General features: G+C 47.0%; 22 protein-coding genes. 11 read left to right on the forward strand and 11 right to left on the reverse strand.

Annotated features, from left to right (window positions below; genetic code table 11):
- Nucleotides 1-78: 78 nt before the first annotated feature.
- Nucleotides 79-456 (reverse strand): autonomous glycyl radical cofactor GrcA, encoded by a 378-nt coding sequence (gene grcA / locus AC6I8U_RS02775; RefSeq protein WP_042473492.1) that lies wholly within the window; start codon nt 454-456, stop codon nt 79-81.
- A 372-nt stretch (nt 457-828) separates the two neighbouring features.
- Here grcA and nfo point away from each other — a divergent pair, with 372 nt between their 5' ends.
- The 3 genes from nfo (at nt 829) to AC6I8U_RS02790 (ending at nt 3360) form a co-directional block, all read left to right on the forward strand.
- Entirely contained in the window at nt 829-1677 is an 849-nt protein-coding gene (gene nfo / locus AC6I8U_RS02780) for a deoxyribonuclease IV (protein WP_498017692.1), read from the forward strand.
- Between the two features lie 356 nt (nt 1678-2033).
- Nucleotides 2034-2711 (forward strand): uracil-DNA glycosylase, encoded by a 678-nt coding sequence (gene ung / locus AC6I8U_RS02785; RefSeq protein ID WP_498018306.1) that lies wholly within the window; start codon nt 2034-2036, stop codon nt 2709-2711.
- A 97-nt stretch (nt 2712-2808) separates the two neighbouring features.
- Complete coding sequence (locus AC6I8U_RS02790) at nt 2809-3360, forward strand: hemerythrin domain-containing protein (RefSeq protein ID WP_498017693.1); 552 nt, start codon at nt 2809-2811, stop codon at nt 3358-3360.
- An 82-nt stretch (nt 3361-3442) separates the two neighbouring features.
- Here the strand turns inward: AC6I8U_RS02790 and AC6I8U_RS02795 are convergent, their stop codons facing one another.
- The 7 genes from AC6I8U_RS02795 to AC6I8U_RS02825 form a co-directional block, all read right to left on the reverse strand.
- Entirely contained in the window at nt 3443-4627 is a 1185-nt protein-coding gene (locus tag AC6I8U_RS02795) for a tetratricopeptide repeat protein (protein WP_498017694.1), read from the reverse strand.
- On the reverse strand, nt 4624-5250 hold the full coding sequence (locus AC6I8U_RS02800; RefSeq protein WP_128648266.1) for an energy transducer TonB: 627 nt from the start codon (nt 5248-5250) through the stop codon (nt 4624-4626). Before AC6I8U_RS02800 ends, AC6I8U_RS02795 begins: the two co-directional genes overlap by 4 nt.
- On the reverse strand, nt 5251-5655 hold the full coding sequence (locus tag AC6I8U_RS02805; RefSeq protein WP_042473501.1) for an ExbD/TolR family protein: 405 nt from the start codon (nt 5653-5655) through the stop codon (nt 5251-5253). It abuts the gene before it with no gap.
- The gene (locus tag AC6I8U_RS02810) at nt 5652-6239 is read right to left on the reverse strand and encodes a MotA/TolQ/ExbB proton channel family protein (protein WP_498017695.1); all 588 of its coding nucleotides are present in this window, start codon (nt 6237-6239) and stop codon (nt 5652-5654) included. The genes AC6I8U_RS02805 and AC6I8U_RS02810 overlap by 4 nt, the downstream gene beginning before the upstream one ends.
- Complete coding sequence (locus AC6I8U_RS02815) at nt 6229-7572, reverse strand: MotA/TolQ/ExbB proton channel family protein (RefSeq protein ID WP_498017696.1); 1344 nt, start codon at nt 7570-7572, stop codon at nt 6229-6231. Before AC6I8U_RS02815 ends, AC6I8U_RS02810 begins: the two co-directional genes overlap by 11 nt.
- Nucleotides 7572-8339, reverse strand: coding sequence for a DUF3450 domain-containing protein (locus tag AC6I8U_RS02820; RefSeq protein ID WP_498017697.1), 768 nt, complete (start codon nt 8337-8339; stop codon nt 7572-7574). Before AC6I8U_RS02820 ends, AC6I8U_RS02815 begins: the two co-directional genes overlap by 1 nt.
- A 301-nt stretch (nt 8340-8640) precedes the next feature.
- Nucleotides 8641-8826: a DUF3545 family protein gene (locus tag AC6I8U_RS02825; RefSeq protein WP_234495219.1), complete on the reverse strand. Its 186-nt coding sequence runs from the start codon at nt 8824-8826 to the stop codon at nt 8641-8643.
- A gap of 705 nt (nt 8827-9531) precedes the next feature.
- Here AC6I8U_RS02825 and AC6I8U_RS02830 point away from each other — a divergent pair.
- Together AC6I8U_RS02830 and yaaA are read left to right on the forward strand one after the other, a co-directional pair.
- Entirely contained in the window at nt 9532-10971 is a 1440-nt protein-coding gene (locus tag AC6I8U_RS02830; RefSeq protein WP_498017698.1) for an alanine/glycine:cation symporter family protein, read from the forward strand.
- 106 nt (nt 10972-11077) lie between these two features.
- Nucleotides 11078-11851 carry a peroxide stress protein YaaA gene (gene yaaA / locus AC6I8U_RS02835; protein ID WP_498017699.1) on the forward strand — a complete coding sequence of 258 codons (774 nt, stop codon included), beginning with the start codon at nt 11078-11080 and terminating at the stop codon, nt 11849-11851.
- A gap of 246 nt (nt 11852-12097) precedes the next feature.
- On the opposite strand, the gene srmB is transcribed toward yaaA, so the two are convergent.
- Both srmB and AC6I8U_RS02845 read right to left on the reverse strand, forming a co-directional pair.
- Entirely contained in the window at nt 12098-13327 is a 1230-nt protein-coding gene (srmB, locus tag AC6I8U_RS02840) for an ATP-dependent RNA helicase SrmB (RefSeq protein ID WP_234495222.1), read from the reverse strand.
- Between the two features lie 99 nt (nt 13328-13426).
- Complete coding sequence (locus AC6I8U_RS02845) at nt 13427-14149, reverse strand: tRNA1(Val) (adenine(37)-N6)-methyltransferase (protein WP_498017700.1); 723 nt, start codon at nt 14147-14149, stop codon at nt 13427-13429.
- Nucleotides 14150-14443: 294 nt separating this feature from the next.
- On the opposite strand from AC6I8U_RS02845, the gene brnQ reads away from it, so the two are divergent.
- Nucleotides 14444-15754, forward strand: coding sequence for a branched-chain amino acid transport system II carrier protein (gene brnQ / locus AC6I8U_RS02850; RefSeq protein ID WP_042473523.1), 1311 nt, complete (start codon nt 14444-14446; stop codon nt 15752-15754).
- A 61-nt stretch (nt 15755-15815) separates the two neighbouring features.
- Here brnQ and fldB read toward each other — a convergent pair whose 3' ends face one another.
- A complete protein-coding gene (gene fldB / locus AC6I8U_RS02855; RefSeq protein WP_234495224.1) occupies nt 15816-16334 on the reverse strand; it encodes a flavodoxin FldB in 519 nt (172 codons plus the stop codon).
- Between the two features lie 212 nt (nt 16335-16546).
- Between fldB and xerD the strand changes: the two genes are divergently transcribed.
- From xerD to lysS, 5 genes are all read left to right on the forward strand, one after another.
- Nucleotides 16547-17401 (forward strand): site-specific tyrosine recombinase XerD, encoded by an 855-nt coding sequence (xerD, locus tag AC6I8U_RS02860; protein ID WP_498018307.1) that lies wholly within the window; start codon nt 16547-16549, stop codon nt 17399-17401.
- A gap of 30 nt (nt 17402-17431) precedes the next feature.
- Nucleotides 17432-18226, forward strand: coding sequence for a bifunctional protein-disulfide isomerase/oxidoreductase DsbC (gene dsbC, locus AC6I8U_RS02865; RefSeq protein ID WP_498017701.1), 795 nt, complete (start codon nt 17432-17434; stop codon nt 18224-18226).
- A 42-nt stretch (nt 18227-18268) separates the two neighbouring features.
- On the forward strand, nt 18269-20008 hold the full coding sequence (gene recJ / locus AC6I8U_RS02870) for a single-stranded-DNA-specific exonuclease RecJ (RefSeq protein ID WP_498017702.1): 1740 nt from the start codon (nt 18269-18271) through the stop codon (nt 20006-20008).
- 104 nt (nt 20009-20112) lie between these two features.
- Nucleotides 20113-21211, forward strand: a protein-coding gene (gene prfB, locus AC6I8U_RS02875) for a peptide chain release factor 2 (RefSeq protein WP_156110994.1) whose coding sequence is annotated in 2 segments (ribosomal slippage) — nt 20113-20187 and nt 20189-21211 — 1098 coding nt in all. Because the reading frame shifts where the segments join, the coding sequence is not laid out codon by codon here.
- Between the two features lie 36 nt (nt 21212-21247).
- Nucleotides 21248-22765, forward strand: a complete 1518-nt coding sequence (gene lysS / locus AC6I8U_RS02880; RefSeq protein ID WP_498017703.1) for a lysine--tRNA ligase — start codon at nt 21248-21250, stop codon at nt 22763-22765.
- The last annotated feature ends 142 nt before the right edge of the window (nt 22766-22907 follow it).

Raw genomic sequence — 22907 nt, forward strand, 5'->3', positions numbered from 1 at the left:
TGAATACCGATTTACAGGCATAAAAAAACAGACGCTTGCGCGTCTGTTTTTTAGTATCTGTTTACTTAGCGTCTCTAATTATAGAGACTCAGTAAAGGTACGAGCGATAACGTCACGTTGCTGTTCTGGTGTTAGTGAGTTGAAACGCACTGCGTAACCAGAAACACGGATTGTTAGCTGTGGGTAGTTCTCTGGGTGAGCTACTGCGTCTTCTAGAGTTTCGCGCTTAAGAACGTTCACGTTTAGGTGCTGACCGCCTTCGATCTTTGGAGCAGCTTCGATAGCAACTTCACGGCTTTCGTACTCACCTAGATCGCTAACTGCGATAACTTGGTCAGCTTCAAAACCAGCGTTTGCTGCAACACAACGTGCTTCGTTTTTCTCGCCGTCGATCAACCAGATTGAGTTCAGTAGATCGTCGTTTGCTGCTTTAGTAATTTGGATACCTTGAATCATCACTATCTCCTAATCCACTTTCAGAGTGGCATTTATATGGTGTTAATTTTCAAATCTTGTTGAGCTGGCTTATGTATAACTCGTTGTGGGTATTTTAGTATTGATTTAGATCAAAATACAACAAAAAACATTAAAAACTTCATGGTTAAATTTTTGATTAAGGTCAACTAAACCTTTAAAAATGGTGCTTTAAAATGATATTTTAATATTTAAAATTTATTTGAATGCTTATTTTGTTGTAATAAAACTACAAAATACGTTTATTTGTTCATCGCTATACCTAAAATCAAGGGTTTCCATAGCTCAAACTGAAAGTATAAGATCGCTAAATAACAGTTCTAAAAATGTGATCTCGATCGGGTATCAAACGACATGAAAAAATTTATTGGAGCGCATGTTTCGGCAGCGGGTGGTGTGGATAATGTGCCACAAAGAGCAAGTGAGATTGGCGCCAATGCCTTTGCACTTTTTACCAAGAATCAACGTCAGTGGGTGGCAAAGCCACTGGATGAAAAAGTGATTCAAAACTTTAAAGCGGAATGTCGAAAATACGGCTTCCGAGCGGAACAAATTCTTCCGCATGACTCTTATTTGATAAACCTAGGCGCACCAGAGCAAGAGAAACTTGAAAAGTCACGCGCCGCGTTTATTGATGAAATGGAACGCTGTCATCAGCTCGGGCTGACCTTATTGAACTTCCATCCTGGTAGTCACTTGAAGAAGATCTCAGAACAAGAGTGTCTGGACAGGATTGCAGAATCGATCAATCTTGCTCACCAAGCGGTGCCTGAGGTGATTGCCGTGATTGAAAATACGGCGGGGCAGGGTACGAATCTAGGTTGGCGCTTTGAGCATCTCGCACACATTATCAATAAGGTAGATGATAAATCGCGGGTTGGTGTCTGCATTGATACGTGCCACACGTTTACGGCGGGTTATGACCTTAGAACCAAAGAGGCGTGTGAGGCGACGTTTGCTGAGTTCGATCGTGTTGTAGGTATGCACTATTTAAGGGCTATGCACCTAAACGACTCAAAGATACCTTTAGCAGGTAAGGTCGATCGCCATCAATCGCTGGGTAAAGGTGAGATTGGATGGGACTGTTTTGAGTATATTGCAAAAGATCCTAGGTTTGACGCTATCCCGTTGATTTTAGAGACAATCGAGCCTGAGATCTGGTGCGATGAGATCCAGCAATTGAGACTATTTGCAATTAATTGATCTTTTTTTGCTGTTCTATTAAGCATTTTGGCATCTTTCTTTCATAATGAATTACATGCATGTTGCATAATTCTGTGACTTTATAAGGTAGGTGCCATATGACTCGTCCAGCTGCTCCAAGACCAAGTACAACACGTTCATCACGTTATCCAAGTCCTAACCGTCATATTCATTGTCACGGGCACTACCGAACGCCACAGATGAAGAATCAGCACCATTGATAAACTGACGCATTAGATAACAGCACCGACGTTCAAAAAACGCGTCAAAGGTGCGTGGCATAAAGCCAAATGACAGTAGTGGTGACCCTCCATTGAGTGATAGACTACGCCCCAGATTTCACCATCTTGGGGACGATAATGACAACACTCACCTGGCAAGACGTCATCGGTAAAGAGAAACAGCAAGCATACCTTCAACAAACCCTTGAGTTTGTGGAGCAGCAGCGCGGCGCGGGTAAAATCATCTATCCACCAGCAAGCGATGTGTTCAATGCATTTCAATTTACTGAATTTGCCGATGTGAATGTGGTGATTCTTGGTCAAGATCCTTATCACGGTCCCAATCAGGCGCATGGTCTCTGTTTCTCGGTCCTTCCGGGTGTGAAGACGCCGCCGTCGCTCGTCAATATGTACAAGGAACTCGCTCAAGATATTCCTGAGTTCGAGATCCCAGGGCATGGTTATCTCAAAAGCTGGGCCGACCAGGGCGTACTGCTTCTAAACACTGTGCTCACGGTCGAGCAGGGGCAGGCACACTCTCACGCCAAGTTGGGTTGGGAAACCTTCACCGACAGAGTGATTGAAGCGCTAAATCAAAACAGTGAGAATGTCATATTCTTGCTTTGGGGTGCGCATGCTCAAAAGAAAGGAGCGATGATCGATCGTCAAAGGCATCATGTATTGACGGCGCCGCATCCATCGCCGTTGTCGGCGCGTCGAGGTTTCTTTGGTTGTGGTCATTTTTCCAAGACGAACCAATTGCTAAAAGAGCTTGGTAAGCCTGCTATCAATTGGCAGCCAGTACTCGACTAGCTTTCTCTTTAAGTTGGCGATTTTTCGAGCACCATCAAAACACGTCGCCTGATTCTCTTATACACTTATAAAGAGTATGGAAATTGGGAGCAGGACTATGATGATCGAAAGGATTAGGCGCGAGCACGGCTATATGGTGCGATTGCTCGCGATTTTAAATCGAAAATTGCACTTACTTGAAAAAGAGCAACCTATCAATTACGGGGTGATCAAAGAGATTGTCGATTACCTCGCAAATCACTCTGAAAAAATCCACCACCCGAAAGAAGACATTCTCTATCATTACTTTATCGAAAAGTATGGCTCGCAGGAGCAGATCGATAACTTAGAGTCAGACCATCAAGCTTTATCAGCCAAGACCCACTCGTTTCTCGATATTGTCGAGATGATTCTGCACGATGCGGTGGTGCCTCAAGAGCTGTTTATTGGTAGGTTGTCTGAGTTTATTCAAGATCAAAAGCAGCATTTAGACCTTGAAGAGCAATCTGTTTTACCTTTGATAGAGAAGCGATTTACCACTCATGATTGGCAAGCAGTAGAGAGCCAGTGGACGATAGTGGAAGATGACCCCGTGTTTGGTGAGACGATTGCCGACCGATATAAACAGCTGGCTCAGCGAGTAAGACAAAACGAATTCGAGAGTGTTTAGCTGCTCTAAAAAACGACGATTCCCTCATAAAGAGGGAATCGAGCATCGCAAGGTGTATTTTAGCGGCTTAGTTTCGCTATTATCAGTGAGCTTGGCTCATCTGTTGCAGGTATTGCAGCCAATCTGCACTCTGTGTCGTTGGCTTGACTCTGTGTGCCTGTTCGGCAACCTTGATCGCTTTCGCGTAGTCTTTCAAGCCCACATAGGCACGCGCTTCTAAGAGTAATCTTTCCTGTTCAGGCATGCCCTGAACTTTCGCTAGTGAGCTCAAAGCTTGCTTAAAGTCCCCTTGTTGCAACTCAAGACGTGACACTTCTTCGTAGTATTTGGCATTGAGTCTCGCCGCAGCGAGCCAAGCTGTTTGAGCGCTTGACCACTCACGAGCCATCTGCCAATGTCTCGCCTGTTTGATAATGGTATCGATGTCCGTCTCTTTCACCTGCAGGTTCGCATAAGACTGCGCCGCTTTCTCTGGAATACCTTGCTGAGAATAAAGCTGTGCCTTGCTCAATTGCAGGTTATCAGGTATTTCAATGCCAGCGCGTTCTGCCGATACGAGTGTTGCGAGCGCCAGCTTGTACTGTTTAGTCTGCATGTAAAGAGAGCTAAGTTGCTGCCACCACATTAGATTATCTGGCTGTAGCGCGAGTAGCTTCTGGGTGGTTAAGATTGCACTCTTTAGATGGTTCAACTGCATTTCTGCAGTCAGCTGCAGACTCAGTGGTTGCAGTTTCGGTGTGCTGTCTAACTGGTGGTAATGTTTGATAGCGGCAAGCAGCGTTCTCCACTGTTGGAGCAGGTAGTGAGCGCGAGCTTTGTTTAACCATACTCCCGTTATCTGCTCTTTCGATAGCTTTTCGTAGTTCTCAGCTGTCTTAGTGAGATTGTCAAAATGAACTAACGCCTTTTCTGGCATATCTTCTGACAGCATAAGCTCAGCAAGCATACGCTCTGTTTGCCAGCCTTGTTCGTCTTTAAAGGCTTTGGTGTCGACGGCTATTTGTAGCTGAGTGATGGCTTTGTCTGGTTGCTCTGCTTGCCAGTAGTAGATACCGAGCATACGAGCAACGTAAGCGCGGTCGAAGCTTGCGTTTGGCTGCAAACCTTCAAGTAAGGTGATTGCCTCGCCAAGCTTCTCTTCTTGCTCTAATTCATACGCTTTAGATACCTGAGTAGCAGTTCGCATACCGAGCTCTTGGTTGGCGAATGCGTTGCCACTTATCACACTAAGAAATACGGCTGAGAGCGCCAATAAACGTTTACTCATTGATTTAACTTAAACTCTAGTTTCACAGTCTGACCAACACGAGGCGTCGCCTCGCCATTGACCACCATAGGCTGGTATTTCCATTGCTTAAGAGCAACCATAGCTTCACGCTCAAACATACGTTTCGGATTGGCTTCCACCACTTCAATATCCGTTGGGCGACCGCGTTCATCGATAGTGAATGACATCACGACGTAGCCTTGAATGTTACGCTGCAAAGCTCGACGTGGATAACGTGGCTCTTTACGGTGTAGCGGCATGACCTGTTGGTTCTGACCAATGTCAGGGACGGTTGGCGCATTCAAGGAAACACCGGCAACCGAGGTTGATACCGAGATGTTTGGTAGCTGCGGCGTGCTTGGCGTTTGTACACTGGATACCTGCGAGCTTTGTTCTACGACAGCTGCTGAAGGCGGCGTCGATGGCATTTTTGGCGGCTCAGGCAATGTACGTTGGCGTCTCGCGGTTTCACTGTCGGGTTCTACCATGACCAAGTCATAGCTTAGTCTTGGCTTTTCATCAGGCTTGGACTTGGGACCGATATCGATCATCCAGCTCATAAACGAGAATAGGGCAATCGCGAGCGCCGCTGCGAGCGGTATGCTCGCAAGAACTCGAATCATCTATGGACTCTCCGTTGCCAAGGCGATCTTAGTGACACCTGCACCTTTCGCGCTATCCATCACTTCGACGACTGTACCGTTGAAGGCGTGTTTGTCAGCTTGAATCACCATTGAGGCATTCGGCTGCTCGAGTAGTAGCTTCTCGATAGTCGCTTGGACACGTTCTACATCCACACGACGTTTGTCGATGTAGATGTCATTGGCAGAGGTAATAGCAACGAATATACCGGCGTCTTTCTGGCTCACAGCGTGGCTTGCTTGTGGGCGATTAACATCAACACCCGACTCGCGAACAAATGAGCTTGTTACGATAAAGAAGATCAGCATGATAAAGACGATATCCAGCATGGACGTCATATCGATATTGGCTTCTTCATTTTGTTTTCTTCGGTGACCTAATCTCATTGTGAGTCTCCATCCGCAGCCTTGCTAGCGTGAACATGGCTATTTTGGCGTTCACTTCTCAGCAACTGCTCAAGTTGAAGCAGGCTTTTGCTGCTCCATTTTTGAATACGGGAAAAGGCAAGCATACCTGACAGTGCTGCAACCATACCTGCCATAGTAGGGATGGTTGCCATTGAAATGCCTGCAGCCATTAGTCTTGGTTGCGCGCTGCCCTGTGCTGCGAGCGTATCAAACACAGTGATCATGCCGGTTACAGTACCAAGCAGACCTAACATCGGGCAGAGACTGAGTAAGCACTTCAGCAGGTTTATGTTTTGCTTGAGTTTGTTTTCTGCCTCGCTGAGCATGGAATTACGCTGTGATTGTGCGTACCAAGAGTAATGATCTTGGCGCGCAGCCCATTGATTAACCCAGAGCTTGCGCTCTGACGGGAAAATCTTGGTAAAGTAAATCACGCGCTCAATCGCGACCACCCAGAATATGAACACTACGGCGGCCAGCCACCATAATACTGGCCCACCTTGCGTCATAAATTGGTTTAAGTGTTCGCTTCCTGGCAACCAACTGAAGAGGTTATGCGGCATACGCTTGCTTGCTCTCCATGGTTTGTGCTTCAGCTTGCTGTGCAACTAGACCCATACTTTGTCTTTCAAGAACGTTGCGAATGGCTTCTGCTTTTGAGCTCAGTAGGTTGTGAGCAAGTAGCAGTGGCATTGCCGTGATTAGACCCAGTACCGTAGTTACCAGCGCCATTGAGATGCCGCCTGCCATGACTCTCGGCTCGGCGTTACCAAACTGAGTGATCACCTGGAAGGTTTCAATCATGCCCGTTACTGTACCTAGCAGACCTAGCATTGGCGCGAGGGCCGCGAGAAGTTTTAGCATGCTCAAACCGCGTTCTAAGTGCTGCTGCTCATCCATGATGGATTCAAGCAGCCTTAGCTCAAGTGCTTCAACGTGCAGTTGTTTCTCGCTGTTGTAGACGCCTAGTACACGACCTAGCGGGTTATCAGTTGGCACTTCTGGTGACTTAAGCTGTTTCTTGATTTTCTGTTCTGTCGTAGTGAGAACCACAGCACGATACAGTGCGATGATCATACCAATCGCGAACAGGCCAGCGATGATTTTGCCGACGATACCACCGTGAGCGAATCGCTCACTAAGTGTCGGGTTATCAGCAAGTTGCTTGTAAATATCGCCGCGACTAGGGTCGATAACAGCGGGTGCTTGACCTGTTACTATGCCCGCTGTATCCGCTGAAGTCGGGACTTCTTTAGGTAAGCGAGGGAAATCACTGGCAAGTTTGCCATCCCAATCAACCGGACCGTGCTCTGCAAGTAGAGTAAAATTACCCAATCGAGTGGCGTTAATCGCGGTAATTTCACCGGCGCCGTTAACAAATGGGACTTTCACGTCAGCGTAGGTTGCACTTGAGGCGATTTGCGCTTGGTAAGCATTCCAAAGCCCCGTCAGCTCTTGAATTGAAGGAAGCTTTTTAGCGGCAACAATATCGTCGATCGCTTTGATTTGTTCAGGCTGTTCGGTATTAGCGACAGATTGCTCTAGCTCAACTTGAAGTTCTTTCGCTGATTGGCGAACGACGCCGAATAGTTCACCCAAGCTGCCGGTTTCAAGGTGCAGTTTCTTTTGCTGCTCAGCCAGCGTGCGCTCATTGTCAGAAAACGCATTGCTAAGTGATTCAATGCTTGCTTCAAGTTGCGCTTTACGGCTTTCTAGCTCCGCTTTGCGTGCCGCTAGCGTTTGTTCTTCTTGTTTGAACTTGGCTTCACGTTCGCTGTTGTGGGCTTTTTCTTGTTGCTGTGCGGTTTGTGCTTTCGACGTCAGTGAGTCGGCAGCAATACTTGGTTGAGAGAAGCCAAATGCGATCAGCGCGGCCATCAATACTGTCTTACGCATTAGCTTGGATCCTTCTGTAGAGAAACCGGTAGCTCAATCAGAGCTGGCGAGGCTTGTTTGTTTGCAATCGCAAAGGCTTTATCGATTTGCGGAGCAAGCGCAGCGTCAACCACAACCCAACTGTTTTGATTGCTGTCCCATGTCCAGTATTGGTTTCTATCAAGGCTGCGAGCAACCAGTGACAGTCTGCCTAGGTATAGCTGCTCAGCTTCAATTTCACTGCCTACATTAATAAGCGAACGGTAGCTGCCTAACTTGATGCCGTAGTCCATTTCAATTTGGTAGGCTTCAAGGATGCGACGATATTTTTCTGCATCGCTGACATCAGCTTGAGGCATCAGTGCTTTTAGTTCTTCCAGTCTTGCAAGGCGTACATCTAGGCGAATTGGCTTGTCGCTTGAAATGTGCTGCTCAAGCCCTTCAAGCATTTGATACATCAAAGGCACGACGCCTTGGCGTGTGTCGCTGATTTGCTCGAGCTGAACATTGATGCTCGTCATCTCTTCTTCTTGGTTACCAACGACGGCTTTTAGGTGACGCTCGTAGACTTCTAGGTTGGCAACTTCTTGCTCAAGCATGGCAATGTCAGACTTCAGTTCGAATGCCTTATCGCTGCTTTTGTTGATACGAGCTTGGCTTTGCGCGCTCTGTGTAATGGTTTGTGCTTCGACATTGCGAGCACTATTGAGATCGTTCGCGCTCGTCATATGGCTGATGGTCAGCAATGGTAGCGAGCATAAAGTGAGACGAAGAGCCGTCTTGTTCATTTCTATAGCCTTCTGCTGTTACTAGAAAGTACCGATAATGTGTTGGGGTGATGTCCAAAGCGAAGCGATGCTGTCGTTCGAAACGAGGGCGTATTGTAGGTCAATAGCGAGCAGAAATACAGAGTAAATGATATTGATATGAGTTATCATTTGACTTTCGTCAATTAGTTCTCTTTTTTACGTAAGAAAAAGATGACCTGTATAAAAGACAAAACCCTCGCTAAGGAGGGCTTTGGTTGTCATCAGCAGCGACGTTTCAGGCTCGTCGTTACCGAAAATTCTATGTTGAATGTGGGATAGGTTAAAGGTCTACATCATCCAATGAGAAGTCCAAACCGATATCCATATCGTTGAGCTCTTTTTGCAGACGCTGCCTGTCTTTTATGGCTTCAATTTCGCGCCACTTTCTTTTGACAGGTTTCGAGCGACCCGCGCGGGCTCTCGGTGCATCCATTTCCGCAATGTCTTCCAGTTCAAAGCCGTCCATAAGCTACCTCTACTTTTGTTGTTCTCCCTACGGAGACCTTTAAGTACCATATTCTTACGCAGATTAACTTTGATATGTTTCTCATTTGTTTCGTGATTATGAATCTTTTATGCCATTTTGAACGCAATCTCACACTTTTGAGCCAAACGGTTGCGCAAAAAATAACCGCTTGAATCACAAAACGAAAAAGAGTTGGTGGTGCTATGTTGTTAAAACCGTGTGCAAGTGGAGCCGTAGGGTAGAGAGTTCGTGCTACGAGAAACGTTCTCATTGCCTGAGAGTGAGTAAAAAGTATTCCGTTTTGTAAAATAAGCGCTAGCCGTTGTGCTAACAAGGTTTGCTCGCGTTTTCTCGGCAGAGTGACTTGTCGCTGACTATGCTTGTTAGTTGTTGGTGAAATGTTGTGGTTTTGGAACGGCTTTGAAAGTTAATTGCTTTGCTAACTGTTAACTTTTCGTGATTTTATGGTGAAAAATAACAAATATATACATATCATTGCGTATTGATTTTTACGTGGCATGCCTGCAAAATCCGCCCCGTCAAAAAATACGCCGACTTGTATGCCGTTCTCAAGTGGTAAGAAATACAAGCTAAGTTGCCGTGAAAAACAGAGAAACTAACAAAACTTCACGGATGGAGATAACCATGGCACTTAGGACGCACTTGGAAGTGCAGCTCGGACTCTAACTTTAAGTGAGGTTTAAAGTGACAGACGTTATCAATTTAATGAACGATCTACTTTGGGGATCGATTCTGGTTTATCTACTCGTGGGTGTGGGGATTTACTTTACAGTACGCCTCGGGTTTATTCAGTTCCGCCATTTCGGTCACATGTTCAGTGTGCTGAAAAACAGCCGTAAAGCTGACACAGCAGGCATCTCTTCTTTCCAAGCTCTTTGTACAAGCCTAGCTGCGCGTGTTGGTACTGGTAATATGGCTGGTGTTGCAGTCGCATTAACCGCTGGTGGTCCGGGTGCTATTTTCTGGATGTGGCTAATTGCTATGCTGGGTATGGCAACCTCGTTTGCTGAGAGTACCCTAGCACAGCTATACAAAACCAAAGACGATGATGGTAACTACCGTGGTGGTCCTGCTTACTACATGGAAAAGGGTCTGGGCATGCGCTGGATGGGCGTGCTGTTCTCTATCTTCCTAATCATCGCTTTTGGTTTGGTATTTAACGCAGTACAAGCCAATGCTATCGCCAATGCGATGAACACTGCATTTGGTTTTGACCCAATGATTGTCGGTGTGGTGATTGTACTTATCTCTGCATTCGTCATCTTTGGTGGTGTACGTAAGATCGCTCGCACGGCAGAGCTTATTGTTCCTGTGATGGCTTTGGCATACCTTGTTCTTGCTTTCGTAGTGATGTTTATGAACATCGAGAAGGTGCCTGAAGTCCTTGCCTACATCTTCAAGAGTGCATTCGGTCTGCAAGAAGCAGCGGCTGGTGGTCTGGGTTACGCAATTGCTCAAGCTATGATTCAAGGTATCAAGCGCGGTCTATTCTCGAACGAAGCGGGTATGGGTTCTGCGCCCAACGCAGCAGCATCTGCAACGCCATATCCGCCGCACCCTGCATCTCAAGGTTACGTTCAGATGCTAGGCGTATTCACGGATACCATTGTTATCTGTACCGCAACTGTGGCGATTATCCTGATGTCAGGCGAGTATGTACCACATGGTGAGGTGACGGGTATCGAGCTGACCCAGCGAGCGCTGAGCTCTCAGGTTGGTGATTGGGGCGGCATCTTTGTTGCGGTTGCGATTTTCTTCTTCGCATTTACCTCTATCATTGCTAACTACTCTTACGCAGAAACCAACCTGATTTTCCTAGAGCACAACCACAAAGCGGGTCTTGGTGTGTTCCGCATTATTGTATTGGGTATGGTGATGTTCGGTTCGATGGCTACGCTGCCAATGGTTTGGGCGCTAGCCGATGTGTCGATGGGTCTGATGGCGATTGTCAACTTGATTGCGATTATCTTGCTGTCGGGCATCGTGATTAAGCTGGCGAAAGACTACAATCAGCAGCTGAAAGCAGGTAAGGTTCCGACCTTTGATGCGAATGACTACCCAGAGCTGAAATCTCAGCTTGAAGAAGGTATTTGGGATAACACTAAGGAAACGGCGAACAAGTAATCGCTTTTACCTATCTCAAAAATAGATTAAGCCATGCACTATTTCGTTGATGAAAGTGCATGGCTTTTTTTATACTGAAGCAAACCAATATTAAAAGAGTAAAGTCATGCTTATTGTTGTTTCACCTGCTAAGACCCTTGATTACGAGTCACCACTTGCGACTGAGCGATTCACTCAACCAGAGTTGATTGAACATTCTGCTGAGCTTATTAAAGAGTGTCGCAAGCTCACCCCTGCCGATGTCTCTGCATTGATGAAGGTGAGCGATAAAATTGCAGGCTTGAACGTGGCGCGTTTTGAAGAGTGGTCCGAAACGTTTACGACAGAGAATGCTCGTCCGGCTATCCTTGCATTTAAAGGCGATGTTTACACTGGACTGGAAGCAGAAAGCTTGTCTGAAGATGACTTTGATTATGCTCAGCAGCACTTACGCATGCTTTCTGGCCTTTATGGTCTGCTTAAGCCATTGGACTTGATGCAGCCTTATCGTTTAGAAATGGGCACTAAGCTTGCCAACGAGCGTGGCACTAACCTGTACCAATTCTGGGGCGACATTATCACCAATAAACTCAATGATGCACTTAATGCACAGGGTGACAATGTACTGATCAACCTAGCATCGAATGAGTACTTCAAGGCAGTTAAGCCAAAGCAGCTCGATGGCAAGGTGATCACGCCGGTATTCAAAGACTGTAAGAACGGCCAATACAAGGTTATCAGTTTTTACGCTAAAAAAGCGCGCGGTATGATGGCACGTTACATTATCGAGAACCGTGTTGATTCGATTGATAAACTGACGGCATTCGATGTTGCGGGCTACTACTTTGTTGAAGAAGAATCGACGGCGACGGAACTGGTGTTTAAGCGCGAAGAGCAGTGATTAGTGGAGTCGAGATAAAGCAGAAGTAACTAGCTAATGCTCGCGGTATATCTCGTCATGCTCAAATTATACTTCGTCATCCTCACGAAAGTGAGGATCTCTGGCCGCGAGTGTCGCTCTCAAATTAAGTGAGTCACTTGCGGTGAACGATCCCCTTTTTCAAGGGGATGACGCATATTAGGGACTACAACATACCTAGTTGTGTAGTTATTATTTGATAGAGCTATATCTAGAGTAGCGCGCTCGTTATTTCTTCTTAGCGCTTTTCTTTTTCTTCACCGCTTTTTTCTTATCGTCTTTTTTCGGCTTTTTCTTCTTAAAGACTGGCTTTTTATGCGTTGGGCGCATGCCGTCGATGAAGCGCTCTTTGATGGTCTCTTTGGTATAACGGCCGACACGATCCATCATTGGCTGGTCATGTGCTTCGACGATAGAGATCGCGATGCCTTTCTTACCCGCACGAGCCGTACGACCGATGCGGTGCAGATAGATATCAGCACTGCGTGGTAAGTCGTAGTTAATCACGTGCGAAACATCCGGCAGGTCGATACCGCGAGCAGCAACGTCGGTTGCAAGCAGTACGTTAACACTGCCATCGCGGAAACGGCTGATGGCGTTGTTACGGCGATCTTGCGGCATCTCACCTTGGATCCAAGAACATGGGATCTGAGCACTATCGAGTTGCTGGCGCAGTTCACCAAGGCGCTCACGGGTTTTGACGAACACTATGGTGCGCTGAGCTTGCTCGGTCAGGATGTGTTTGAGCAGGTTAAGCTTGTGCGCGGCATCATCGGCACGGTGATACCACTGGGTGATCTTCTTGCGCTCACGCGTCGATGGCTGTGCTTCGAGTTCAGCAGGCTCTTTTAGAAGATCAGCTGTAAAGCCTTCGACACCGCGTCCCTCTAGCGTCGCTGAGAAAAGCAGTGTTTGTTTACGCCAGCGACATTCTGCTGATAGTCGATCAACCGTTGGGCCAAAGCCCAGATCTAGCATGCGGTCTGCTTCATCCAATACTAACCATTCAATGGCACGACAATCAAAGCGCTCTGCTTCGATATACTCCATCAAACGACCTGGCGTCGCTACGACGATATCTTGAGTCTCGGCAAGTGTGGAGGCGTGTGAGTCATAGGTAACACCGCCCGTGATGGTTGCGACTTTAAGTCGAGTGTATTTCGCCAGCGCTGTTGCCTGCTCTGCTACCTGCATCGCAAGTTCACGAGTGGGAGTCAGAATCAAAATACGTGCAGGGCCGGCTTTTTTACGAGGGAAGTCGAGCAAGTATTGAATTGCAGGAATAGCAAACGAGGCCGTTTTACCTGTGCCTGTTGGCGCTGAAGCGAGAATGTCACGTGCATCCAATGCTTGTGGAATAGCCTGAGCCTGGATCTCGGTAGGGCGGCTAAAGCCCATTTCTTCAATCGCTTCTAAAAGGATTGGATCTAAATCTAGTTCGGCAAAGGTTCTGATCACGGTAGTGTCTCCACAAGACGTAGGTTGCCCCTGAGCAAAAAAACATCGATCAGGGAAAAAGTAGGGCGGCTATTATACTCAAACCGAGGCGCGGCGCACTTACATTTTAAGGTAAAAATCTTTGGTTAGGGCAATAAAGTCCTCTGAGTATCCGCCAGATGCGCTGTGAATAATCAGGTGTTCTTCATCATAGGCTTCAGAGTGCTTTTTCAGCGTAAACAGTAATCGGTTACATGGCTTGTTGATGGTTGCCTGTACATAGCAAATTCGATTCAAGTGCCAGCCTTTGCGCTTGGCAAGCGTGATGAATTGCTCCCCCTCGACTTTAGGTAGCACAAAACTCGCACTTCCTTCTTTACTGAGGAGCTTGTCACAACGATCAAGCAAGTGCTCATGGGAGAGGGTATGTGTGTGTCTGGCGGTTGCTCTCTGGCTATTTTTCGCAGTCTCTCCGCTATTGAAGTACGGCGGATTGCAGATGATGCCATCGAAACGGTGTTCAAATGGTTGCGCCAATATATCGCAGTGGAGCACAGTGATGCGTTTGTGCCATGGTGACTGCTGAATGTTATAGGTTGCATCGACAATGGCAGTCTCATCGATATCGACAGCAGTGATTACTGAATCGATAAATCGCTGGGCGAGCATCAAGGTCAGTAGTCCGGTGCCGGTACCAATATCCAATAGGGTGTCAGATGAATGAAACCTTGCCCATGCCCCCAGTAAAACACCATCAGTGCTAACAGGCATTCCTGAGTTGCCATCGTGTATAGAGAACTGCTTGAATTGAAAGCCTTTGGTTTTTGTCGTGCTACAAGTCATAGTTTATTTTGTTAATCGTTTGCTTTTAAGGGTTTGTCACTATTGTTAAATTATTGAGTAGTGAAATGCTCTGTATGTAAGCAATGTGTGTGAGAAAATGATCAAGATAAAAATTTACCTTTTAGTTTAAAACTAGTGGATCAAACTGCCAATTAACTGTAACAACAAATTAATGTGGTGTTTATTGCCGCTTCTATTGCTTATTAATCATCGATTGTTCATCATGCCAGCCTAATTTTACGTGGCAACTAAGAGTGCTGCGGCAGACACAACATAACAAGTAAGGGCATATCTGTGAAACAGACGTTAAAAACAACAGATATTATAGCAGTCGGCTTTATGCTGTTTGCTTTTTTCCTAGGCGCGGGCAACATCATTTTCCCACCTCTAGCGGGTCAATTGGCGGGTGAAAACCTGCTACCAGCCATGACTGGCTTTCTTCTCACTGCAGTAGGTCTTCCTCTTATTACCATTATTGCTGTTGCAGTGGCAGGGGGCTCTTGGGAGCACCTTACGAAAGATCTGCCGAAGAAAGCAGCAACGCTAATCGCTGTCCTTATCTTTATTATTATTGGTCCAGCTTTCGCAGCTCCGCGTACAGGTCTTGTGGCCTATGAAATGGCCATTCGTCCATTCTTTGCTGATGCGGCGCAAATGCACCTCACGATTTTCTCAATCTTGTTCTTTGCAGTAGCGATGTCATTTGCATGGTCACAGGGTAAGTTGATCGATGTAATCGGTAAGGTGTTAACTCCGGTATTGTTTATCGGTTTGATTGTTTTGGCGGGGGCGGTGTTTATTGACCCACAAGGCGAGATGATTGCGCCGGTTGGCGAGTACCTAAGTCAGCCTCTAACAAAAGGTTTCCTTGAGGGTTACAACACAATGGACACGTTTGGTTCGTTGATGTTTGGTATGTTGATTGTCGATGCGCTGCGCAAGAAAGGCATTACTGAGCAAGCTGCGACCACTAAGTACCTTATCAGCTCTGCACTCATCGCAGCTGCGGGTCTGGCATTTGTTTACATCTCTTTGTTCTACTTGGGCGCAACCAGTGCAACGGTTGCAGCGGGTGCGGATAATGGCGGCGCTATCTTAAGTCAGTATGTGCAGGCTCTGTTTGGTCCATATGGTCAGATTGTTCTGTCTGTTATTGTTCTATTGGCCTGTTTGACGACGGCGATTGGTCTTATCTCTGCATGTTCAGATTACTTTAGCTCGCTAACGTCAATCAGCTATCAGAAATGGGTCGTTATCATTGGCGTGGCGTGTGCGGTTGTAGCAAACATCGGTCTAGCTCAGCTGATTTCTCTGTCTGTACCAGTACTGTTCGCACTCTATCCGGTTGCCATTGCCCTAGTGGCATTGACATTTGCTCGCAAGTACCTAGCAAACCCGAAATTGGCTTACCGCGTGGTTATTCTTGTGTCTCTGTCGTTCGCTATGATTGATGCAGCAAAAGTAACGGGTATTGATGTGTCATTCTTTAATGCATTGCCACTCTTTAGCGTTGGTATGGGCTGGGTAATGCCAACGGTTGCCGCTATCATCTGTATGTGCTTTGTAGGTCGTAACGATGAAAAGCTAGAACAAGAAGCAGCTTAATCTACGATGTATCAATATAAAAACGGCGCCTTGATAGGCGCCGTTTTTTTGTCATTCAAATTTAAAGGGTTTGCTGATACTCGACGAGGATCTGTTCGCACCAAGTGGCGATACGCTCATCACTCAGCTCATATTGTGAGTCCTCGTCTAGAGCGAGACCGACAAACTGGCTACCATCTTCGGTCAGTGCTTTAGACGCCTCGAACTCATAGCCTTGGTTATCCCAGTAGCCAATGAACTGCGCACCTGTTGGCTTAAGCTCTTCATGAAGCATTCCCATTGCATCCAGATACCATTCGCCATAGCCTTCTTGATCGCCTAAGCCGAATAATGCCACGACCTTGCCGCTTAGTGACACGCCACCGATTTGATCCCATATCCCGCCCCAGTCTTCTTGGAGTTCGCCGAAATCCCATGTAGAGATCCCTAAGATAAGTAGATCGTAGTCGCTCATCTTGGAAATAGGTGTGTCTTTTACGTTAAATATGTCCACGATATCTGGACCAATGATCTCGCGTATTTTTTCTGACGCCATCTCGGTGTAGCAGGTTGATGAACCGTAAAATAGACCTATTTTCATAACTTCACTGTATCGCTGTTGTAATGAGTGGCAGTGATTCTACTCTGAATTCGCCCATCTTTGCAGCGCTTATTGAGTTGCTTGCTGTTTTTTATAGCATTCTTGTTTTTTCTCGCTTACTCTGTTGAAAGTACTGTATAAACATCCAAGAGGTAGTCGTGAGCGACGTGAATATCCAAGATCAGGGGCTAGTGGAACAATTCTTAGATTCCATGTGGATGGAGCGAGGATTGTCAGAAAACACCCTGGCATCTTATCGAAATGACCTGGTTAAGTTATTGAAGTGGATGTATGAACACAACTACAAGTTGGATTTCATCAGTTTATCTGGCTTGCAGGAGTACCAAACGTGGCTGACGGATCAGAACTACCAACAAAGCTCACGAGCTAGGATGCTGTCTGCGATTCGTCGCCTGTTCCAATATCTTCATAGGGAAAAGCTTCGCTCCGATGATCCCACCGCTCTATTGGTTAGCCCGAAGCTCCCGAAGCGTCTGCCTAAAGACCTCACCGAGGAGCAAGTTACCGCTCTGTTGGAGTCGCCAGATCCTAACGACCCGATTGAGCTTCGCGACAAAGCCATGCTAGAGCTTCTTTACGCGACGGGACTTCGTGTCACCGAGTTAGTCAGTCTGACCATGGAAAACATCAGTCTGAGACAAGGTGTGGTGCGTGTGGTCGGTAAGGGCAACAAGGAGCGTTTGGTCCCAATGGGAGAAAATGCAGTCGATTGGATCTCGGAGTTTATTGAAAAAGGACGTCCGTTACTTCTTGGCGAGAAAACGTCAGACGTGGTCTTTCCGAGCAAGCGCGCCAAACAAATGACCCGGCAAACTTTCTGGCATCGTATTAAGTTCTATGCTGTGCTGGCGGATATTGATACCGAATTGTTGTCGCCTCACGTGTTGCGACACGCTTTTGCGACGCATCTTTTGAACTATGGCGCAGATCTGCGTGTCGTACAGATGTTATTGGGGCATAGTGACTTATCTACGACACAAATTTATACTCATGTAGCAACAGAGCGATTGAAGAACATTCATAGCCAGCATCATCCAAGGGCTTAATTTAACGTTTTCTATACAAAGGTGATTTTAATGAGCGTACTACGCCGCTTAACTCTACTCTCTCTGCCATTTTTCGTAACAGCTTGCGGAGCTGAAGAGACGCAAGCTACTCAAGCCGCGCCAGTGCCAGCGGCGGTCGCAGCAGAGGTGAGCACTCAGGCAGATGAAGCGGCGATTCGAGATCGTTTTGCCAAAATTGGTATTGAGATTTCCGAGATCGTCCCGTCTGATATCCCAGGTTTAATGGAAGTGAGAACCCCAGGAGGCATTCTGTTTGCTTCCCCTACAGGTGACCATTTTATTGCGGGTACGCTTTATTCCATTGATGCAGAAGGTAATTACAAAGACGTGATTGCTGAGCGCCAAGCGCCAATCAACGCAGAGAAAATCGCTGCGTTTTCTGACAGTGTGATTGAGTATAAAGCCAAAGACGAAAAGTACGTGGTGACTATCTTCACCGACATTACGTGTGGATACTGCGTTCGCCTGCATAGTCAAATGGAAGGCTATAACGATCTAGGCATCACAGTCCGTTACCTAGCTTACCCTCGCCAAGGTGCAACGGGTTCAGTGGCAGAGCAAATGGCTAAGATATGGTGTTCAGACGACCCAGCTGCGGCGATGCACGATGCAAAAGTGAATCGCAAAGAAGCGACATTCGATGGTGATCTTAAACAGTGCCAAGATACGGTTACAAAGCACTACAACCTTGGCCGTGAACTGGGCATTAGCGGTACGCCAGCGATCTTCTTGCCAAACGGCGAAATGGTGGGTGGCTACCTTCCACCGGCAGACCTGATTAAACGTCTAGAACAAATCAAATAAGAACTAGGATAAGGGCTCCGATTACGGGGCCCAATACACTTTATGATAGAAATCCAACGTCGTCCTGAAGTCGATATTTCTGCACTTCCAGATTCCATTCCTGCTTTGCTGCGCCGCTTATACATCAGTCGCGGAGTCTCTGATGCTTCTCAACTAGAAAAAGCCGCCAAAGGGTTACACTCCTACCAACAATTGGCGGGTATTGACGCCGCCGTTGCACTGTTATTTGAGGCGATTGAGCAGCAAAAGCGCATTATTGTGGTTGGAGACTTTGATGCTGACGGTGCGACAAGTTCGGCGCTTTCAGTACTGGCTTTGCGTATGCTCGGGAGTCGCAATGTTGACTATTTGGTACCTAACCGATTTGAGGACGGCTATGGTTTGAGCCCGGAGGTCGTCGATCAGGCGATTGAGATTGGTGCTGAAGTGATCATGACGGTCGATAATGGTGTGTCTTCTATCTCAGGTGTTCAATATGCCAAAGATAATAACATCAAGGTGTTGGTTACGGATCATCACTTACCTGGCTCTGAGTTACCTAACGTTGATGCGATGGTAAACCCAAACCTCAATGAGTGTGGTTTCCCATCCAAAGCGCTGGCAGGCGTTGGGGTGGCATTTTATCTGATGATGGCACTGTGCGTTTATATGCGAAAGCGCAACTGGTTTGCTGAGCAGGGTATGGCTGAGCCTAAACTCATGGAGCTTATCGATTTGGTGGCACTTGGCACGGTCGCTGACGTTGTTCCTTTGGATGAGAATAACCGTATCTTGGTGCACCAAGGACTACAACGTATTCGTGCGGGCAAGGCCAGACCGGGTATTCAAGCTCTGATTGAGATTGCAAAACGTGATGCGCGAAAACTGGTGGCGGCTGATTTCGGTTTTGCGCTGGGGCCGCGTATTAACGCAGCGGGTCGCTTGGACGATATGTCGTTTGGCGTCGAGCTACTCATGTCGGATAACATCCATGCCGCGCGCCGTATGGCGAGTGAACTCGATGGTCTTAACCAAACCCGAAAAGATATCGAAGAAGGAATGAAGCAAGAGGCTCTGGCTTTTTGTGAGCGTTTGCAAATCAGTGACAAATCAGAGCTGCCTTATGGTTTAGCGCTGTTTCAGCGAGATTGGCATCAGGGCGTGATTGGTATCCTAGCATCTCGAATCAAAGATAAATTTCACCGCCCCGTGATTGCGTTTGCAGATGGCGGCGAGGGCACCATCAAAGGCTCATGTCGCTCGATTCAAGGTTTGCACATGCGCGATGCACTCGACAGAATTGATACGCAAAACCCAGGGTTAATTTTGAAGTTCGGTGGCCATGCGATGGCAGCGGGTCTTACCATTATGGAGAAAGACTTTGAGCGCTTTAGCCAGCTGTTTGATCAAGTGGTGCGAGAAGAGCTTGGTGATACCGCGTTAAAAGGTATTATTTTGTCAGACGGTGAGTTAACACCAGAAGAGTTTTCTATGCACACCGCAGAACAGATTCGCGCTGGTGGTCCATGGGGACAAGCCTTCCCAGATCCTGTTTTCGATGGTGAGTTTAAGGTGCTGCATCAAAAACTGGTTGGTGAGAAGCATCTTAAGCTGATGGTCGAGCCCATGCACAAAGGGTTTGGCACCAATATTATGCTGGATGCTATCGCCTTTAATGTGGATTTGCGACGCTGGCCAGATGCCTCAGTAAAAACCGTCACCCTTGCCTATAAACTGGATATCAACGAGTTTCGTGGAAACCAGTCATTACAACTGATGGTCGACCATATTGAGCCTCGCTAGGGGCTCATGAAATAGGTCAAGGAAAATCGATATTTTCCTGTATCTTCGTCACATTTTTGAGTAGAATTCTGCGGTTAAATTCTACTCATAAATGCTGAGCAAATATGTTTGAAATCAATCCTATCAAAAACCGCCTACAGGATGTGTCTGAACGCACGAATATCCTGAGGGGGTATCTTTGACTATGACGCTAAGAAAGAGCGTCTAGAAGAAGTCAACGCAGAACTTGAACAACCGGATGTATGGAACGAGCCTGAGCGTGCGCAAGCACTAGGTAAAGAGCGTGCCTCATTGGAAGCGGTTGTTGAAACCATCGACCTTCTTGACCAAGGTGTAGAAGACGTAGACGGTCTTCTAGAGCTTGCGGTTGAAGAAGAAGATCAAGAAACCTTCGATGAAATTGAACCAGAACTTGCTGAACTGGAAGCCAAGCTAGAGAAGCTTGAGTTCCGTCGTATGTTCGCCGGTGATCACGATGCGTCAGATTGCTACATCGACTTGCAATCGGGCTCTGGTGGTACGGAAGCGCAAGACTGGACCAACATGATGCTACGTATGTATCTTCGTTGGGCAGAAGCGAAAGGCTTCAAGACAGAAATCATCGAAGTATCAGAAGGTGAAGTTGCTGGCCTTAAAGGCGCAACTGTGAAGGTATCAGGCGAGTACGCTTATGGCTGGCTGCGCACTGAAACGGGTGTTCACCGCCTGGTTCGTAAGTCACCATTTGACTCAAGCGGCCGTCGTCACACTTCATTTGCGTCTGCGTTTGTTTATCCAGAGATTGATGACAACATTGATATCGAGATCAACCCGTCTGATCTTCGTATCGACGTATACCGCGCGTCTGGTGCGGGTGGTCAGCACGTTAACACCACGGAATCTGCGGTTCGTATTACCCACGTTCCTACTAACATCGTAGTTCAGTGTCAGAACGATCGTTCTCAGCATAAAAACAAAGACCAAGCGATGAAACAGCTACGTGCAAAACTGTTCGAGCATGAACTGCAAAAGCAAAATGCAGAGAAGCAAGCGAACGAAGATGCCAAATCTGACATCGGTTGGGGCAGCCAAATTCGCTCTTACGTACTTGATGATTCACGCATTAAAGACTTGCGTACTGGCATTGAAAATCGCAACACTCAAGCGGTTCTTGATGGCGACTTGGACAAATTTATCGAAGCTAGCCTAAAATCAGGCCTGTAAGCTTTTCACCACTTTTAAAACAGGATACATCGAAAAATGACTGATGCTGTTCAAAACGAAAACGCACAAGAAGAGAATAAGCTAATCGCTGAGCGTCGTAGCAAGCTGGATCACATCCGTAAAAGCTGCAAAGCGAACGGCCACCCAAATGATTTCCGTCGTGAGCACCTAGCTGGCGACCTTCAAGCGGAATTTGGTGAGAAGACGAAAGAAGAGCTAGAAGAGCTAAACCACGTAGTGGCAATTGCAGGCCGTGTTATGGCTAAGCGTGGTCCATTCTTAGCGATTCAAGAAACGTCTGGTCGTATCCAAGCATACGCAGCAAAAGATGTTCAAAAAGAGCTAAAAGAGAAATACCAAGGCCTTGATATCGGTGACATCATCGGTGTGAAAGGTGCACTGCACAAGTCTGGTAAAGGCGATCTTTACGTGAACATGGAAGAGTACGAGTTGCTAACCAAAGCACTTCGTCCACTACCAGAGAAGTTCCACGGTCTCACTGACCAAGAGATGCGTTACCGTCAGCGTTACGTTGACCTAATCGTTAACGAAGACTCTCGTCACGCGTTCATCATTCGCTCTAAGCTTGTATCGGCAATTCGTAACTTCATGAGCTCAAAAGGCTACCTAGAAGTTGAAACGCCAATGATGCACGTGATCCCTGGCGGTGCGACTGCACGTCCATTTATCACGCACCACAACGCGCTTGATATCGACATGTACCTACGTGTTGCACCAGAGCTTTACCTAAAACGTCTAGTGGTTGGTGGCTTTGATCGCGTATTCGAGATCAACCGTAACTTCCGTAACGAAGGTCTATCGCCACGTCACAACCCAGAATTCACTATGATGGAATTCTACCAAGCGTATGCTGACTACAAAGATCTGATGGATCTCACTGAAGAGATGCTAAGCACGGTAGCGATGGATGTTCTAGGTTCAACGTCTATGCCTTACGGTGACGAAACTGTAGAGTTTGGTGGCACTTACGCTCGCATGAGCATGTTCGAAGCGATCAAACACTACAACCCAGACCACGCTGAAATCCAAGCGCTAACAGAAGAAGATCTCACTGACCGTGACAAGATGGTAGCGATTGCGAAATCTGTACACGTTGAGGTTGAGACGTTCTGGACATGTGGTCAGCTTCTAGAAGAGATCTTTGGTGAGACAGCTGAGCCTCAGCTAATCCAGCCAACGTTTATCACTGGCTACCCAGCAGATATCTCTCCACTGGCGCGTCGTAGCGATGATAACCCATTCTTCACTGACCGCTTCGAGTTCTTTATCGGTGGCCGTGAAGTTGCGAACGGTTTCTCTGAGCTTAACGATGCAGAAGACCAAGACGCGCGCTTCAAAGCACAGGTTGATGCGAAAGACGCGGGTGATGACGAAGCGATGTACTACGATGCAGACTACATTACTGCACTAGAACATGGTCTACCACCAACAGCGGGTCAAGGTATTGGTATCGACCGTCTAGCGATGCTATTTACTAACACGCACACCATTCGCGACGTTATCCTATTCCCAGCGATGCGTCCGCAAAAATAATCGTATATCCATCAGCAAGATGGTGAATGATTCCTACAAAGCCTCTCTTCGGAGAGGCTTTTTTCAGGTTCATCGCGGATTAGCGGGGACTTAAAACAAAAACGGTAGTAAGTGATAAGGTTACATCGCCAAACACAACCTT

The sequence above is a fragment of the Vibrio sp. KUL80 genome, from assembly GCF_059725495.1.

Excerpts from the sequence above, each read along its gene's own strand:
- fldB (WP_234495224.1), bottom strand. The coding sequence starts at position 16,334 with ATGAAAATAGGTCTATTTTACGGTTCATCAACCTGCTACACCGAGATG.
- grcA (WP_042473492.1), bottom strand. The coding sequence starts at position 456 with ATGATTCAAGGTATCCAAATTACTAAAGCAGCAAACGACGATCTACTG.
- AC6I8U_RS02825 (WP_234495219.1), bottom strand. The coding sequence starts at position 8,826 with ATGGACGGCTTTGAACTGGAAGACATTGCGGAAATGGATGCACCGAGA.
- recJ (WP_498017702.1), top strand. The coding sequence starts at position 18,269 with ATGATAGAAATCCAACGTCGTCCTGAAGTCGATATTTCTGCACTTCCA.
- AC6I8U_RS02845 (WP_498017700.1), bottom strand. The coding sequence starts at position 14,149 with ATGACTTGTAGCACGACAAAAACCAAAGGCTTTCAATTCAAGCAGTTC.
- AC6I8U_RS02790 (WP_498017693.1), top strand. The coding sequence starts at position 2,809 with ATGATGATCGAAAGGATTAGGCGCGAGCACGGCTATATGGTGCGATTG.
- AC6I8U_RS02820 (WP_498017697.1), bottom strand. The coding sequence starts at position 8,339 with ATGAACAAGACGGCTCTTCGTCTCACTTTATGCTCGCTACCATTGCTG.
- dsbC (WP_498017701.1), top strand. The coding sequence starts at position 17,432 with ATGAGCGTACTACGCCGCTTAACTCTACTCTCTCTGCCATTTTTCGTA.
- xerD (WP_498018307.1), top strand. The coding sequence starts at position 16,547 with ATGTGGATGGAGCGAGGATTGTCAGAAAACACCCTGGCATCTTATCGA.
- AC6I8U_RS02815 (WP_498017696.1), bottom strand. The coding sequence starts at position 7,572 with ATGCGTAAGACAGTATTGATGGCCGCGCTGATCGCATTTGGCTTCTCT.
- AC6I8U_RS02795 (WP_498017694.1), bottom strand. The coding sequence starts at position 4,627 with ATGAGTAAACGTTTATTGGCGCTCTCAGCCGTATTTCTTAGTGTGATA.
- lysS (WP_498017703.1), top strand. The coding sequence starts at position 21,248 with ATGACTGATGCTGTTCAAAACGAAAACGCACAAGAAGAGAATAAGCTA.
- nfo (WP_498017692.1), top strand. The coding sequence starts at position 829 with ATGAAAAAATTTATTGGAGCGCATGTTTCGGCAGCGGGTGGTGTGGAT.
- AC6I8U_RS02805 (WP_042473501.1), bottom strand. The coding sequence starts at position 5,655 with ATGAGATTAGGTCACCGAAGAAAACAAAATGAAGAAGCCAATATCGAT.
- AC6I8U_RS02810 (WP_498017695.1), bottom strand. The coding sequence starts at position 6,239 with ATGCCGCATAACCTCTTCAGTTGGTTGCCAGGAAGCGAACACTTAAAC.
- yaaA (WP_498017699.1), top strand. The coding sequence starts at position 11,078 with ATGCTTATTGTTGTTTCACCTGCTAAGACCCTTGATTACGAGTCACCA.
- AC6I8U_RS02800 (WP_128648266.1), bottom strand. The coding sequence starts at position 5,250 with ATGATTCGAGTTCTTGCGAGCATACCGCTCGCAGCGGCGCTCGCGATT.